Origin of the sequence: Mesorhizobium sp. L-8-10, assembly GCF_016756635.1 — a bacterium.
Lineage (GTDB): Bacteria > Pseudomonadota > Alphaproteobacteria > Rhizobiales > Rhizobiaceae.
Map to the genome: position 1 here is coordinate 1295987 of NZ_AP023263.1, position 16117 is coordinate 1312103.

Here is a 16117-nt window from a genome sequence, read left to right on the forward strand (position 1 = left end):
GAATGGGCGGCGCCTGGTCGGGTCGGGCGCCGCCGGACCTGGCCGGGCACTACGCCCAGGCCATGTTTTCCTGCAGGGCGGCGGAACCGGGCGTTCCGGGTTCCTTCCGGTAGTTGAGCGCCAGATGGTCCGGCGTCACATAGCCGAGCGCGAGGTCGCGGGCGATCGCCGCGGGTTCGCGCTCGGCGGAATTGCCGTATCCGGCGCCTCCAGCCAGGACGAGTTCCACCACCTGGTCGGTACGGTGCAGCGAAACCAGCTCGCCTGTGCCGCAATCGCGCAGCACGCGGCCGTCCGTGGAGAGCACGCGCCCACGGGCCCCGCCGCCGGCCTTTCCGCCGAACAGACCTTCGATCGGATTGTCGACGCCCTCAGGGTAGACGGAAACGAGCATCTCCAGCCCGTCCTCGTCACGCTTGCGGAAGCGCACGACCTGGCCCAATCCGCCTCGCATCCTGCCGGCGCCGCCACTGTCGGCGAGGAATGCCTTCTCCATCACCAGGACCGGCACGCGGCTTTCCATCAGTTCGATGGACGTATTGGCCGCCGAGGTCGGCCAGAGCAGCGAGGAATGGCCGTCGCCGCGCTGCGAGCCACCCTGGCCGCCGCCGCAGAAGAGCATGTCCGAATAGAACTGCCCGTCCTTGGTCTGGCCGTAGACATTCGCTGCCACCGCAAGCCCGGTGAAGGACTGGACCATATCCGGCGAGGCCGACGCGAGCGCGGCAAAGATGTTCGGCGCGAGATACCAGCCGGTGCGCGTGCGCAGGTTCACCGACGCCGGATAGGTCGGATTCAGGATCGATCCCTCCGGCGCGGTCACGGTGAACGGGCGATAGCATCCGGCATTGCCGCGCACAGTGGGCGTGAGCATGCACTTCAGCGGATAGGTCGCGTGGGCCGCCGTGTAGTTCAGCGTCGAGTTCAGGCCGCCCTGCGGCAGTTGCGGCGGGGCGCCGTCGAAGTCCACCGTAATGCTGTCGTCCTCCACCTTCACAAGAACCGGATAGCTGATCTTTTCGCCCAGCGGGTTGTTGGTAATGACCGAGCGGTATTCGCCATCGGGCAGCGCCCGGATGGCGTCGCGCATGGCCTTTTCGGACAGGCCCTGGACGACCTCGGCCAAGGCGCCCAGATCATGCATTCCGTAGTCGTGCATGAAGGCGTCCAGCCGTTCCGCACCGAGCGTATTGGCCGCGACGAAGGAGAAGATGTCGCCCAGGACCTGTTCGCCGTTGCGGACGTTCTGGCGAATGAGCTGGATCAGCGTCTCGTTGGGTTTTCCCTCCTCGAAAAGTTTCATCGGCGGGATCTGCAGGCCTTCCTCGTAGATCTCGCGGGCATGGAGCGAGTCCTTTGTGCCCCCGATGTCCGAGACGTGCCCGACCGTGCCCATCAGGCCCACAAGACGGCCATTGCGGAAAGCGGGCGTCACGATGGCGATGTCGAAGAGATGGCCGGCGCAGAGCCAGGGGTCGTTGGTGATCAGCACATCGCCGGGCTTGAGCGTCTCCGCCGGATAACGCGCCAGCAGTGCCTTGACCGCCCGGGGAAGCGTCAGGTTGAAAACCGGCATCGCACGCGGGCTGTGGGCAAGCGTTTCTCCGTCCTTGTCGAGGAGTTCGCAGGCAAAGTCCTGTGCCTCGGCGATCACGAGCGAAAACGCGGTCCTGCACACCGTAAGCCACATCTCCTCCACGACATTGACGAGGCGTGACCACATGATTTCGAGGCCGATCGGGTCGCCCTTGATGCGCGCGACTGCTTCGGCCCGCGACATGTCGGCAGTCACGAACGCCTCGACGGCCTTGAGTGCACCGACCCGGACGCAAAGATTCTGGCCAGCGTCGATCGTCACGCTGTCCGACGGGCCGATGACGGTGGTGGACTCCCGTTCCTCGATGATCGCCGGGCCAGGGATCGTGTCGCCGGTCCGCAGCGCATAGCGGTCATAGACCGCGGTGCTGAACTCTCCTTCGTCGAACCAGCAGACGCGGTGCCCCTTGATCCGGGCCGCAGTGTCGCCGCCGCCCGTCGCGCCGGTCAGCGAAAGTTCCGGCGTGGGGCCGGCGACGCGAACGCGGAAGTTGACGGTTTCGAAGCGCGCGCCCTCGAAGGGCGCGGCATAGCGGGCCGAATAGGCACGCACGAAGGCCTCGCGTATGGCCGGAAGGTCGGCCTCGCCCAGTGCGGTGGCGGGAAGCGGCACGCTGATGTCGTGCATTTGGCCCACCAGGCGCATGTCTGCGCTGCGTTCGACCACAGTGTCCAATGCCGCGATGCCCGAACGGGCAAGATGGTGGCGGCCCTCATTCTCGAGGTCCGTCAGCAGTCTGTTGACCGCTTCCGCATCGAAGCCGGGCTTCAGTTCCACGCGCAGCGATCGCACGCCCTCGAAGGACAGCGGAGCGGCGAGAAAACCGAGCGCGGATGCGGCGCCCGACGCGGGCGGGATCAGGACGGAACCGATGCCCATCGCGCGTGCCACGTCGACAGCATGGGCGGGGCCCGCACCGCCGAACCCGACCATGGAGTATTCGCGCGGATCCTTGCCGCGTTCCACAAGATGAACACGCGCCGCCGAGGCCATGCTCTCCACGACCACCTTGTGGATGCCGAGCGCGGCCTGCTCGATCGTCAGTCCCAGCGGCTCCGCCACGCGCGCGATCGCGGCGCGGGCGGCTTCGAGGTCGAGCTTCATGCGGCCGCCGAGGAAGAAGTCGGGATCGTAGTAGCCCAGCGTCAGGTTGGCGTCGGTGACGGTCGGCTCGTGGCCGCCCATGCCATAGCATGCCGGTCCCGGATCGGAGCCGGCGGACTGGGGGCCGACCTTCAAGAGGCCGACGTCGTCGATTGCCGCGATCGAACCGCCGCCGGCGCCGATTTCGATCATCTCGATCACGGGCGCCTTGATCGGCAGGCCGGAACCCTTGACGAAACGGTGGACGCGCGCGGCCTCCATCATGGGCGAGATTTCGGCGCGGCCATTCTCGATCATGCAGGCCTTGGCGGTCGTACCCCCCATGTCGAAGGAAATGACGTCGGAAAGCCCGGCTCCATGACCGAACAGCGCGGTGGCGAGTCCGCCGCCGGCCGGGCCGCTTTCCAGGAGGCGGATCGGAAAGTCACGTGCGGTCTCTAGCGACATGAGCCCGCCGGCGGAATGCATGAGCCGTAGCGAACCTGTGAAGCCCGCGCTGCGCAAGGATCTCTCCAGCTTGGTGAGGTATCGGTGCATCAAGGGCTGCACGAAGGCATTGGCACAGGTTGTCACCGTACGCTGGTATTCGCCCATTTCCGCCACGACCTCGCTCGACATCGAGATCGAAAGCTCCGGGAAGGCGGCTCGGATGATGTCGGCGGCGCGACGTTCGTGCGCGGCATTGGCATATGAATGGATGAAGGCAATGGACACTGCTTCGCAGCCCTGCGCGACCAGCGATTTCGCTGCCAGGAGAACCTGAGAGTCGTCGAGGGGCGTTTCCACCTCGCCCGCGGCCGTCATGCGCTCATCGACCTCGAGGCGCAGGTCGCGGCTGACCATCGGATCGGGAAACGAGACGAAAAGATCATAGATGTCGTAACGCTGTTCCGTTCCCATCTCGAGCAGGTCCCGGAAACCGCGCGTCGTGATGAGGCCGACCGGCGCGCCCTTGCGCTCGATGACGGCGTTGGTGACCAGGGTCGTGCCGTGAACGATCTCGCCGACATCGCGATGGGTGATGTCGCGAAGCGCGAGGAGCTCCTCCAGGCCAAGAAGCGCGGCCTGGGACGGGTCGTGAGGTGTCGTCAGCCGCTTGTGAAGCGTGACGGAGTGGTTCTCGCGGTCATAGAGAACGAAGTCGGTGAAGGTTCCACCGATGTCGAACCCCACGCGCCAGCGGTTCTGCAGATCGCTCATTCCAGGGTGTCCTTTCTGTCAAATCCGGGGGCGACGAAGGCGCGGTCGCCCAGGTCTTCGGCAATCCGGGCGGCGCCCGTCCCGAGGGCGGCGATCATCTGGTCGCGCCCCTCGGCATCCACGAGTGCGTGGGGGTAAACGATGCAGAGGCTTACGGCCTCGTCGGTGAGGACATCCGCGACGGCGATGGCGATCGCGTCGACGCCAGGTGTCGCCTCCTGGCTGGAATAGGCGTAGCCCTGACGCCGCACCTTCGCGAGTTGCGCGGGCAGGTCGGCCATCGCCCTGTGGCCGGCATAGAGCTCAAGCACCTCATCCTCGCTCAGCCGCGCCAGGAGCGAACGGCCGGTCGCGCTGAGATGGGCGGGCAGCCGCCGGCCGATGTTGCTGACGACGCGCAGCGTGTTGGTGCCCTGGAAGTCGGCCACGGCGGTCACTTCCTGGCCGTCCCTCACCGAGATGTAGCCGGTATGGCCGAAGCTGCTGCTCACTCCGGCGACGACTTCGCTGGCGCGGCCGATCAGTATCGAGGAGCGCCGGTAGGCCGCCGCGAGATCCAGCATCAGGCGCCCGGGACGATGCCGATGGGTGTCGCCGATCGTCTCCAGCATCCTGGCTTCCCGCATCGCCTTGAGCAGGCGCGAGGCATTGGCCTTGGGCATGCCAAGCCGCTTCACGACGTCGGAGACCGTAAGGTCGGGACAGTCGTTGCCAAAGCATCTCAGCACATCGGCGGCATTCTTCAGGACCGACATCAATCCTCCTGTCGTTCCAAAAAATGGAACCTTAGTTCCACTATTTGCAACCAATGGAGCTTCGCGGCCGTTCGGTCAAGAGAAAAACGCGCTGCGGCGCACAAGGATCGGGCCGATGCATGCGGGCGCCGGCGCAAAACGGCAGCGCCTCGTCCCGCGCGGCCGATGCGCGGCCGCGCGACGCTCTCAGGTCAACGAGCTGTTTTTGCGGGCTGAATCGCCCTCAGGCGGCACCGCGGACTTCGACGAGGCGGGCCAGCAGGCTGGCGCCGACCGGCAGGATCGTATCGTCAAAAACAAATCCCGGATTGTGCAGCGGAACGGTACCGCCGTGCCCCAGATTGAAGAACGCGCCGGGCACGACGTTCAGAAGATCGGCCATGTCCTCCGACCCCATCGTCAGTTCGGCGCTCGGCTGCGCCCTTTCCCCGACGATCTCGCGCGCGACCTCGATGAGGTCGTCCACGCGCTGCGGATCGTTCGAAAGGACGCCGAAGACGTTGCGGATATCGGCCGTGATCTCGATCTCGTGAGCAAGCGCGAAGCCCGCGCAGAGTTTGCGGATGCGCGTCTCGATCATCTCGCCGTCGGCTTCGTCGAAGTAGCGGAACGTGCCGCGAAGGGCGGCGGTCTCCGGGATGACGTTGTAGGCGGAACCGGCATGGAACTGTGTGACCGACACGACCGCAGGATGCGTCGGGTCGGTGTTGCGCGAGACGATCTCCTGCATCTCCTTCACCAGGCCCGAGCCGATGGTGATCGGATCGCGGCTGGCCTGGGGCATCGCCCCATGACTGCCGCGACCATGAAGGGTGATGTCAAAGAAGCCCGCACCGGCCTGCGCCTTGCCCGGCCGTATCGTCAGTTGGGAATGCTCATTGTACGGAGAATTGTGCATTCCATACAGTTCGTCACAGGGGAAGCGGTCGAAGAGCCGGTCGCGCAGCATGGCCCGGGCGCCGCCAAGCCCTTCCTCTGCGGGCTGGAAGATCAATACGGCGCGACCAGCGAAATTGCGCGTCTCGGCGAGATAGCGCGCTGCACCGAGCAGCATCGTGGTGTGCCCGTCGTGCCCGCAGCCATGAAATACGCCGGGGTTTTTCGACGCATAGGGAAGGTTCGTCAGCTCTTCCATCGGCAGGGCGTCCATATCGGCCCGCAACCCGATGCTGCGTCCCGGTCTGACTCCTTCGATAACGCCCACGACGCCAGTGCCGCCGATACCGCGCTCGACGGCAATGCCCCAGCTTTCAAGCAGATCGGCCACCCGTTGCGACGTGCGATGCTCTTCGAAGCCAAGTTCGGGATGCTGGTGGAAGTCCCGGCGTATCGCGGTGAGGTCGTCGGCAAACTGGGCGATCTGTTCAATCACAGGCATGGCGTACCGTCATTCTTGGCTACGGCCAGTCTGTGGCACCTGTGTCTTGTGAAGGCAAGCGTTTCGTCCTACGGGCATCGAATGGTCGAGCACGCACGGCCTTCCATCCGGAACGCCGGCTTTTGCGTGGTATGACGAATGAAATCCAGCCAGCTGAAAGGGGAAAAGATGGCGATCCCAGACACGATCGAGGCGATAGCGGAAGAAGCCGCCCAGTGGCGCCGCCATCTTCACCAGTATCCCGAACTGTTGTTCGACTTGCCCATGACATCCGAATTCGTTGCCGGGAAACTGAGGTCGTTCGGCTGCGACGAGGTCGTGACAGGCATTGCGCGATCAGGCGTCGTCGGGGTCGTGAAGGGAAGTCTCGGAGGCGGCCGCACCATCGCCCTGCGAGCCGACATGGACGCATTGCCGCTAGCGGAACAGACCAATCTGCCGCACGCTTCGAAAGTGCTCGGCAGGATGCACGCTTGCGGCCACGACGGCCACACGGCGATGCTGCTGGCCTCCGCCCGCCACCTCGCCTCCGCGAGGGATTTCGCCGGAACGGTGGTGCTGGTCTTCCAGCCTGCCGAGGAGGGCGGAGCCGGCGGGCGCGTAATGATAGAGGAAGGGCTGCTGGAACGCTTCGGCATCGACGAGGTCTTCGGCATGCACAACGAGCCGGGCCGGCCGGTCGGCTCCTTCGCGATCCGGCCCGGACCGATGCTGGCAGCCGCCGACCGCTTCGTCATCACCCTGCGCGGCCGCGGCGGTCATGCGGCCTCGCCGCATGAAGCGCGCGACCCCGTGCTGGCCTGCGCGCATCTGGTGACGGCGCTCCAGTCGATCGCCTCGCGCCATGTCGATCCCTTCGACCCGGTGGTGGTATCGGTCACCCACATGGCGGGCGGAAGCGTCGAGGCTCTCAATGTGATTCCGGAAACGGCGGTCATCGGCGGCACGATACGAACGATCGATCCGGCAACCCGGCAAGCGGTCGAGCAGCGTTTCCGGGATATCGTGACCAGTACCGCGCGGCTCTTCGAAGCGACTGCCGAGATCGAATGGCGACCCGGCTACCCGGTGACGGTCAACGATCCGGCGATGACGACTGCCGCGATATCGGCCGCCTCCAGAGTCGCAGGATCTGATCGGGTCGACGGCAACTGTCCGTGCACGATGGGTGCGGAAGACTTTTCCTATATGCTCGAGAAGCGGCCTGGAGCGATCATCTGGCTTGGCAACGGCGACTCGGCCGGGCTTCACAATCCCGCTTACGATTTCAACGACAATGCGATTATCCATGGCGTTCGCTACTGGACGACGCTCGTCAATGAGAGGCTGGCGTCGGCGGCCGGGTAATGACTGCGAGAATAGGGCCGCCCACGCACAAGCTCGCGGCCCTCGAGGCGCTGCCGAAGCAGGCGCCACCCGGTAGAAAGCGCGCGCGGTTTCACCAGTCCCGATCGCGGATCAAGCTCTCCGCGGTCTCGAAATCGAGCCCCCGCTCGATCTTGAGATAGCCGATCACGCTCGCAAGCGTTGCCCAGGCGGTCTCGTCATGGACGAGATGGTGACTCAATATGCCGATCGGCACGCCGCCTCGCGCGCGCGCCTGCTCCAGGCGTCGACGCAGTTCCGCCGCCACGGCGTCCAGCCGGTGTCCGACCCGGCCGCCCGCCCAGTCCATGATGTCGACTTGCGTGTTGAGTTCGGGCAGCGACGTACCGGTGCGATGCCAGGATGCCGTGGAGACGGCCGAGAAGCCGCATTCGTGGATCCGCGCTGCGACATCGGGCGCGATCCTGTTCCATGGCGGCACCAATATATCAGACAGGCTGCCGGGGAAGAGTTCGGAAAGCCGCCGCCGCCCTTCGCGAAGCTCGGCCAGCACCTCGTCGGCGGCCCGCCCGCCGAGTTCGACCTTCTTCTCGCCCTCGGCCATATGGTTTTCATGAGCGAAACCGTGGACGCAGGGCGTCACGAGCGGCTCCCCGGCGAGGCGGTCGGCAAGAGGCGCGCCGGCCAAGGCCGGCACGACGGCGAGAAGCAGGGGCACGTCGAAGCGGCGGACGAGGCCGATCAGCCGGTCGAGGCGCGGGTCGGGCGCCGCGGCGTCGTCGTCGCGCAGCCAGAAACGCGGACGCATGCTCTCCCGTCGCCAGTTTTCCAGCTCGGCATTGACGTCGGCAAAGACGCTCACGACGAGCGTGCCCGGGGCACCGGCGAGCCGTCGCCGGGATTTACCAATGCGCCGAGCCGGTCCCTCATCACTTTTGCCGCGCTGGCGATATTGTGGCTTCTTTCCACGTTTCGCCGGCCGGCGGCGCCATAGGCCCGCCGCTTCGCCTCGCTCGCCAGAAGGCTCCGAAGGGCGGCGGCATAGGCTTCAGCGTCCTCGGCGGTGAGCATCCCGCTCACCGCGTCCTCCACGACGACGGGCACGCCGGCGGTGTGCAGCGCGACGACCGGAAGCCCGCAGGCCTGCGCCTCGAGATAGACCATGCCGAAAGCCTCGCTGAAGCCCGGCCAGGCCATGATGTCGGCCGCGCGCATCCACCGCAGCACCTCGTCCCGGCCGATCGCGCCAGCGAAATGCACGCGTTCGGCCGGCAGGGCCGACAACAGCCTTTCGACGTTGCCGCGCATTGGTCCATCGCCCACGATGGCGAGCTTCCAGGCCAGATCCGGAAGACGGCCGAGTGCCGCGGCCAGCAATTCATAGGATCTGAACTTGGCGTTCGGCCGCATCATGCCCACGGCGAGAATCAGCGGGTGGCCGTGGGAGAAACGCTCGGCATCGGGGGCTGGCTCCGGCACGGAATCGATGCGGGCGAGGTCGACGAAGGGCAGCAGGGAAACGACCGTCTCCATGTCGGGCAGGAAACTTTCGAGATAGGCCCGGTCGGAGGGCTTCAGACAGAAATTGACCGCTGCGCCCTTCACCGCCGCCTGGACGGCTCGCCGCGAAGCAGCCCAATCCTCGTCGGTGCCTTGCCGCGTGCGGCAGGCTTCGGCGGTGACGTAGCCTATGCCGAGCGCCTCGGCGACCCGCGGGCCGATCCAGTCCGGCGCCTTGCAATAGGGGTGGTAGGTGAACCAGAGGTCGGGTCGTTGCTCGGCGCCACGCAGCCAGGCATCGATCAGCCGTCCGGCTTCGCCCTGGGCCTCCAGCCGCCGTTCCCGCCCGATCTCGGCCGAGGGTCGCTTCTGGTAGGAGATGAGGCGCGAGGCGAGCTCCACCTCATAGCCGGCGGTTTCCAGCGCCGCCATCATCAGCCGCGCGACCTCGCGGTCGCCGGAGGGGATTGGGTGATCCGGCGTCTTAAGCGGTGCGTAGAAGGCAATCCTGCCCCGCATCGTCGGCCTTACCTGTATCTTTCGACGCTCCTGCCCGCCGTCAGGTCGGCCAGAATGCGCGCGGTGTTGCGCGCGCCGTCCAGATTGATCCGCGACCTGTCCGGCGGCGGAGCGTCCATGGCGCTCCCGATCGCCGCCGCCAGATGCTCCGGCGTTTCCCTTTCGTGGCTCACGGTCACTGCGAGCCCCTTCTCCGCAAGGATTTCGGCACGTCGTATCTGTTCCGTCTCGATCCCGTCGGATAGCGGCACGACGACGGCGCGGCAGCCCGCCGCGCAGATATCGGCAACAGTATTGTAGCCGGCGCGCGAAATCGAGAGCCTGGCACGGGCCAGAACCGACGGCAGGTCGGGAAGGAATCTGCGCAGGATGACATCGCCGGACAGGTGGGCCTGCAGATCGGCCCTGTCCTCTTCGCTGAAGCGCAGGCCCGTGACGATGCACCAGCGCGCGTCGCGCAGCACCGAATGCCGCTTTGCCGCAGCCGCGGCCATCACGAGCTTGCGCCCGAGCGCCCCTCCCCCGACCGACACGACGACGTCATAGGTCTCGTCCTGTGCGCCGCCACGGGGCTCGTCCGGCACGACCATGCCGGTGTAGAGCACCTTGTCGCCGATATCGTGGGCGAGCGGGAACGTGCGCTCGAGCCGCACCAGGCCGGGGTCGCCATGGACAAGCACATGGTCGAACAGCGACTGCAGATAGCCGATGGTCTCGCGGTCCTTGTCGATCCTGCCCGTTTCCTGAAGGATGTCGCGGACCGAGGACAGCACGATCGGCCTCGGATCCATCTGCCGCGCCGCGGCGAGCAGAGGCAGCAGCTCGAATCGCATCTGGCGGCGTCCGAAGGGGAAAGCCTCTGTCACGACGATGTCGGGCCGCGTCGCCTCCAGGATGCCGAGCAGCATGTCTCGCCGGCGGTCCTTGTAGTCGTCGCTCAGCGGGTTTCCCGAAGCGTCCTCGAGCTTGTTGAAGGCCTCGCCCACGGCGCGCACCGGCGGCAGGAAGTGGACGCGGGCGCCGTTTGCGGCGAAATTCGGGATGGGCTCGCCGCCATAGGCCATATCGACGGCTATTCCCGCGGCGGTCAGTGCCTTGACGATGCGCATGGCGCGGAAGACATGGCCGACACCCATGAGGTGCTGGACGTAAAAGAGCACACGCGTCATGGCTGGGCCGTTTCGAGAGTCCTGGCGCCGAACATTCCTGCCTGCTCGAAGCGGCCGATCAGGGCGCCGATTGTTGCCAAATGGTCGAACTTCGCATGGACGCGGTTCGCTCCGGCCACGCCGAAGCGCTGCCGCAGCGCCGGATCGCGCGCCGCGCGCGTGATGGTGCGGGCAAGAAGCTCCGCGTCGTTCGGCTCGATCAGGATGCCGTTGACGCCATCCTCGATCAGCTCGGGGATGGCCGATACCGGCGTGGAGATGCAGGCGAGGCCCTGGCTCTGGGCTTCGACGAGCACGTTCGGCAGCCCGTCCCGATCGCCGTCACCGGCGATCCTGCAGGGCAGGACAAAAAGGTCGGATGTGCGATAGGCGGCGATGATCTCGGTCTGCGCCCTGGTGCCGAGCAGGGAAATGCGGTCGCCGAGCTTCAGTCGCTCGACCTGCGCCTTGAGCTGCTCCCAGAGTTCACCGCCGCCGATATGGGTCCAATGCCAGTGAAGGTCGGCGGGAAGCAGCGGGAGCGCGTCGACCAACGTATCCAACCCCTTCTTTTCCACGGCGCGGCCGACGGTGAGCAGCCTGACCGGGTCGTCCGGCCGGCTGCCGTCGCGCCCCGGCGGAAAATCCGCCGGTTTCGGGAAACGGGAAAGATCGAGCCCGTGATAGACGAGCTCCACCTTGTCGGGACAGGGTGCCAGCGATTGCAGATGCCGCGCGCCCGACGCTGTGCAGGTGACCGCCCATTCGGCCGATTGCAACTTTTCCTTCAGCTCCCAGTCGGGCGACGTCCAGATGTCCTTGGCATGCGCCGATGCGCTCCAGGGAACGCCTTTCATCTCGCTGGCATAACGGGCGACGGAAGACGGTGTGTGCAGGAAATGGCTGTAGATCCAGCCGGCGTCCTCGGGGAACTCGGCCGCAAACACCAGGGCCTGGCCGAAACGGCGGATCCGGTTCGCCGTGAAGTCGCGCCTGAGATCCCTGAGCCAGCTGCGCAGCGCCTCGCGATAGCCCGGCATCCTCCGCGCACGTCGCCAGGAGCGCAGAACGCGGATCGGCTCCTGATAGAGATATTCCGGCAGATAATTGACCGGCGCATGGATCTCGTCGTTGATCGGATGCCGCTTCTTGTCTGTTGGATGGCGCAGCGAAACCAGCCTGAGCCTGTAGCCGGCCTGCTGCAGGGCGTGCAGTTCCTGGGCGATGAAGGTCTCGGAGAGGCGCGGATAGCACTTCAGCACGACCGCGATTGTGTCGGCCAGCATGGTTCAGGCCCGATCGCCAGATCTGGTCATTGGCCGGCGGCTTCCGGCAGGTCGTCCACGGCCATCCGCTCGTCGCGTTGCTCGAAGAGAATCTCGGTCAGGGCGCAGACGCGGCTGAGGCCGTCGAGATCGGGCCGCGCCACGGCCCCGGAAGGCAGAGGATTGCGCTCCAGCCGGTCGATCGCGGCCATGAATTTCGACGGGTCTTTCGCCTCTTCGATGTCGAGCACGTCGACCCAGCCGAACTCGGCCGCGCGATGGGCGCGGATGCTCTGCTCGCGGCGCGGCGCGGTCCGCGGAACGAACAGGGCCCTCTTGTCGAAGGACATGACCTCGCAGAAGGTGTTGTAGCCGCACATGCCCACGATCGCGGCGGCATTGGCGACCAGCGTCTCGACATTGACGTGGAAATCGACCACCTCGACATTCGCAAGCGAGGATGCCCGCGCCGTGATCTCGAAGCGCTGCTGCTCGGTCATGAACGGCCCGAGCACGAAAAGGTAACGATCGGTCGAATCGGGGCGCCGCTTCACGGCCTTCAGCGCTGCCGCCATCAGCTCGTAGCCGTCGCCGCCGCCGCCCGCCGTCACCAATATGTAGCCGGTGCCGTAGCGGCCGGCCGTGCCGTCGTCCATGGGCGGCAGCGAACGCGCCAGGAAGCCGGTATAGCGCGTCTGCGCCTGGGTCGCCTCGTCGAGTTCGATGCTGGAAAGCGGATTGTAGAAGCTGCCTGGCCCATAGATCCAGATCTCGTCATAGATCTCTTCGGTGAAGGCAGTGTTCTGCTTGCGCTCCCATTCGCCCTGCAGAAGCTCCGGCGCGTCGAGCACGTCGCGCAGGCCGAGCACGGCGATCGTGCCCAGCGCCTTCAACCAGCGCAGGGTGCGCAGCATTTCGCGACCGAGGCCCAGCGGCTCCTTGTCGACGATCACCATGTCGGGGCGCAGCCGTTCGGCGGCGGCTCGGATGATCGATTCGCGCGCGGCGAGCGTGTCCTCCAGGGAATGACTGCTGCTACCCGATGAATACTCGCCGTTGGAGAGTTTCTGGGCCGCCGGTATCTGAATATAGTTCACCCGTTCGTGGAACCAGAACGCATCCACCACCGGCGAGCCGGAGATGATCGACACCTCCATCTCGGGGAAATGATCGACGAGCGCATGCGCGATCGTGCGGCTGCGTCTCAGGTGACCCAGGCCGAACGTATCGTGACTATACATCAGAACTTTGTAGTCGGCGGATCGAGCCATGGACGCCCAGGAAACAAAACTTCGTGCAGGCATAAGACGTACCGGCGGGACAAGTCAACTTGGTGACAGTGACGCCGCCTTCTGCTAGCGGTGAAAATCAAACGCTTGGTCCCGACGGCCGGATTCCCGTTCTGGAATGCCGCTGATCGTTTCGTTCTTCGGAGCGAGCAGCGAGCGCCACATGAGCTGACGCTCGCCATCCATGATGGGCCCGCCGACACTCGGCAAGCTTGCCGGCGGGCTGAAGTCGATCATTCCGGACAGCCCTACTGCGGCCCGGGCTGCATGTGGTGAATCGGATTGCCGTCTACAGCGATGGCTTGCACATTCTGGAGTTTCTTGATGTCCTCCTCGGAAAGCTCCGGACGGTCCACCTTGAGGGTCAGCTTGCCGAGCTTGGCGGTCAGCGCGAAGGGCGGCTTGTAGTCGACGTCGTTGACGCCGGTCAAGGTATCGGAGCCGATGTCGAAACTCTCGTCCCACTGCAGAATCATCGGCATGGTATGCGGCAATGTCTCGGTTGCAACGACTTTGCCATCCACCTTGAGCGTGCCAGTGCCGGATTTGCCGAGACCGCTCATATTGTTGAACGCAAGCGTTCCGACACCAAGGCCGTCATACTTGAAGTCGAATTCGACTGTGTGCTGACCGGGCGTGAGCGCATCCGGCCCTTCCCACTTGACGCGTTTCAGGTCGACCAGGTTCCAGAGGAACACCGGCTTGCCCTCGAGGAGATAGAACCCGTAGCCGCCGAACCGTCCGCCTGAAGTCAGGATCATCCCTTCCGCACCGCTTTCGGGAACCTCGATGTCCGCGGTGATGGTGTAGGAGCTGTTGAGGAGGAAAGGCGAGTCGCCCTGCGGCAGACCGACCATGGGGAGGGTGTAGGTGAACTCCGTGCGGCCGGCGGTGATGTTCGGGCGCGGTGCGACTATTCGGGCAGCCACGGAGGCATCCATCGGGAAGACCTGATATTTTTTCGCCTCCGCAATGAACAGTTCCTTCATCTCTTTCACCTTGTCAGGATGCTGATCGGCGATGTTCCTGGACTGGCTGAAATCCGTATTGAGATCGTAGAGCTCGAGGACCTGGTTGTTGAGCGGGTCGGGATTAGCTACACCGAAAGCCTCCCACGGCGCGCGGTTCACCTTTGTACTGAGCAGCCAGCCATCGTCGTATAGCGCCCACTGGCCCATCATCTCGAAGTACTGGATGTTGTGCCGTGTCGGCGCCTTGGCGTTTTCCTTCTCGAAGCTGTAGGCAAAGCTCGTTCCCTCGATCGGCGCCTGCTTTATGCCGTCAACCATGTCGGGCGCGGGAATGCCGGTCACTTCGAGAATTGTCGGCACGACGTCTATGATATGCATGAACTGCTCGCGCAGGCCACCCTTGTCCTTGATGCGCGCCGGCCAGGAAATCGCCATATTTTGCCGCACGCCGCCAAGTTTCGAGGCGTTCTGCTTGAACCAGGTGAATGGCGTGTCGAAAGCCCAGGACCAGCCCGCCGACATGTGGTTGTAGGTGTGTTCGGTCCCCCACACGTCGTACCACTTCATCTGCACGTCGACCGGCATCATGTTGATGCCATTGAAGAACGCGACTTCGTTGGGCGTGCCGAGCGGTCCGCCCTCGGCGCTTGTTCCGTTGTCGCCGTTGATGTAGATGACGAGTGTGTTGTCGAGCTTGCCCATGTCCTCGATGGTCTGGATGACGCGCCCGATCTCGTGATCGTTGTAGGCGGCGTAGGCAGCGAAGATCTCCGCCTGCTTGATGAAGAGCTTCTTGTCCTCCGGTTTCAGGTCATCCCAGTTTGGAAGGATATCCTTGGGCCACGGCTCGAGTTGCGTGTCCTGCGGGATCACGCCAAGCTTCTTCTGGTTCTCAAAAATCTGATCGCGAAGCTTGTTCCAGCCCTCGTCGAAGAGATGCATTTCGCCGATCTTCGCGACCCATTCCTTGGTCGGGTGATGCGGCGCGTGGGTGGCGCCAGGCGCGTATTTTATGAAGAACGGCTTGTCGGGCAGGGTCTGGTTCAGGCGATTTATGTAGTCGATGGCGTCGTCGGCCATGCCAGTGATCAGGTTCCAATCCGGCTTGCCTTCGAAGGGATAGATCTGAGTGGTGTTGCGGAACAGATTCGGTTGCCACTGGTTCGCGTCACCGCCGACGAACCCGTAGAAATACTCGAAGCCCATGCCCGTCGGCCATTGGTCGAACGGCCCTATCGAACTCGCGGCAAACGCGGGTGTGTTGTGATCCTTGCCGAACCAGGCGGTAGCGTAGCCGTTGTCGAGCAGAACGCGCCCGATGGTTGCCTTGTCCTTGGCGATGATGCTGTTGTAGCCGGGAAAACCCGTGGACTGCTCGGAGATCACGCCGAAGCCGGCCGAATGATGATTGCGCCCGGTGATGAGCGCAGCCCGCGTCGGCGAACACAATGCCGTCGAGTGAATGTTGTTGTAGCGCAGACCGTCATTCGCGATGCGATCCATCGTGGGCGTCGGGATGACGCCGCCAAACGTGCTCGGTACGCCAAACCCGGCGTCGTCCGTGATGATAAGCAGAATGTTTGGCGCCCCCTGGGGCGGCACGATGCGTGGAGCCCACCACGGTGTCGACTGAAGGGCATCGTCCTTGATGACCCCGCCGAACTCAGGATCGGGCGCCGGCAGCTGGTTGCCGTCTATGGTGGTCGTGGCGTCCGGTGCGCCCGGCGTTCCGGTTATTTGCTGGGCGCTTGCATGAGAAATCGCAATTGCCAGAAGACTCGACACCGCAAGAAATAGCTTCATCCCTGTACTCCATGGCTTGGCCTAGATCTGGCTGACTTGCATATCGGGCTGGTGATGAGCCGGGTCGCTATCGCACATCCAAAAACGGAACTTTGTCTCCCGCCCGAGTGAGCCACACGCCCAACCGCGCAAAGCCACGAACGGCAGCGTTGTCGTGTTCCCTTGTATCCGGTAACCGGCAGAGCCAGTATCGCCCGACGCTTCGAGCTTTTGAAGTATATCGTTTGAAGTACACCGTTTGAAGTAAATTACGGTAAAATCT

11 protein-coding genes are annotated in these 16117 nt (G+C 64.6%); 1 reads left to right on the top strand and 10 read right to left on the bottom strand.

The annotated features are described in order from the left end of the window. Positions 1 to 49: 49 nt before the first annotated feature. The 3 genes from JN280_RS05915 to JN280_RS05925 form a co-directional block, all read right to left on the bottom strand. Positions 50 to 3901, bottom strand: coding sequence for a hydantoinase B/oxoprolinase family protein (locus JN280_RS05915; protein WP_202310703.1), 3852 nt, complete (start codon positions 3899 to 3901; stop codon positions 50 to 52). Continuing rightward, entirely contained in the window at positions 3898 to 4656 is a 759-nt protein-coding gene (locus JN280_RS05920) for an IclR family transcriptional regulator (protein ID WP_202310705.1), read from the bottom strand. The genes JN280_RS05915 and JN280_RS05920 overlap by 4 nt, the downstream gene beginning before the upstream one ends. Positions 4657 to 4879: 223 nt before the next feature. Further along, complete coding sequence (locus tag JN280_RS05925; RefSeq protein WP_202310707.1) at positions 4880 to 6034, bottom strand: M20 aminoacylase family protein; 1155 nt, start codon at positions 6032 to 6034, stop codon at positions 4880 to 4882. A gap of 168 nt (positions 6035 to 6202) precedes the next feature. Here JN280_RS05925 and JN280_RS05930 point away from each other — a divergent pair, with 168 nt between their 5' ends. Further along, positions 6203 to 7381 (top strand): M20 aminoacylase family protein, encoded by a 1179-nt coding sequence (locus JN280_RS05930; protein WP_202310709.1) that lies wholly within the window; start codon positions 6203 to 6205, stop codon positions 7379 to 7381. 91 nt (positions 7382 to 7472) lie between these two features. On the opposite strand, the gene JN280_RS05935 is transcribed toward JN280_RS05930, so the two are convergent. The 7 genes from JN280_RS05935 to JN280_RS05965 form a co-directional block, all read right to left on the bottom strand. Beyond that, positions 7473 to 8222 carry a polysaccharide deacetylase family protein gene (locus JN280_RS05935; RefSeq protein ID WP_202310710.1) on the bottom strand — a complete coding sequence of 250 codons (750 nt, stop codon included), beginning with the start codon at positions 8220 to 8222 and terminating at the stop codon, positions 7473 to 7475. After that, a complete protein-coding gene (locus tag JN280_RS05940) occupies positions 8219 to 9379 on the bottom strand; it encodes a glycosyltransferase family 4 protein (protein ID WP_202310712.1) in 1161 nt (386 codons plus the stop codon). Before JN280_RS05940 ends, JN280_RS05935 begins: the two co-directional genes overlap by 4 nt. An 8-nt stretch (positions 9380 to 9387) precedes the next feature. After that, the gene (locus JN280_RS05945) at positions 9388 to 10548 is read right to left on the bottom strand and encodes a glycosyltransferase family protein (RefSeq protein ID WP_202310714.1); all 1161 of its coding nucleotides are present in this window, start codon (positions 10546 to 10548) and stop codon (positions 9388 to 9390) included. Further along, positions 10545 to 11813 (bottom strand): glycosyltransferase family 4 protein, encoded by a 1269-nt coding sequence (locus JN280_RS05950; RefSeq protein ID WP_202310716.1) that lies wholly within the window; start codon positions 11811 to 11813, stop codon positions 10545 to 10547. Before JN280_RS05950 ends, JN280_RS05945 begins: the two co-directional genes overlap by 4 nt. Before the next feature lie 26 nt (positions 11814 to 11839). Then, positions 11840 to 13033 (bottom strand): glycosyltransferase family protein, encoded by a 1194-nt coding sequence (locus JN280_RS05955; RefSeq protein WP_202310717.1) that lies wholly within the window; start codon positions 13031 to 13033, stop codon positions 11840 to 11842. Between the two features lie 114 nt (positions 13034 to 13147). Continuing rightward, positions 13148 to 13318: a hypothetical protein gene (locus JN280_RS05960; protein ID WP_202310718.1), complete on the bottom strand. Its 171-nt coding sequence runs from the start codon at positions 13316 to 13318 to the stop codon at positions 13148 to 13150. Between the two features lie 11 nt (positions 13319 to 13329). Beyond that, complete coding sequence (locus tag JN280_RS05965; RefSeq protein ID WP_202310719.1) at positions 13330 to 15855, bottom strand: sulfatase-like hydrolase/transferase; 2526 nt, start codon at positions 15853 to 15855, stop codon at positions 13330 to 13332. Positions 15856 to 16117: the final 262 nt, after the last annotated feature.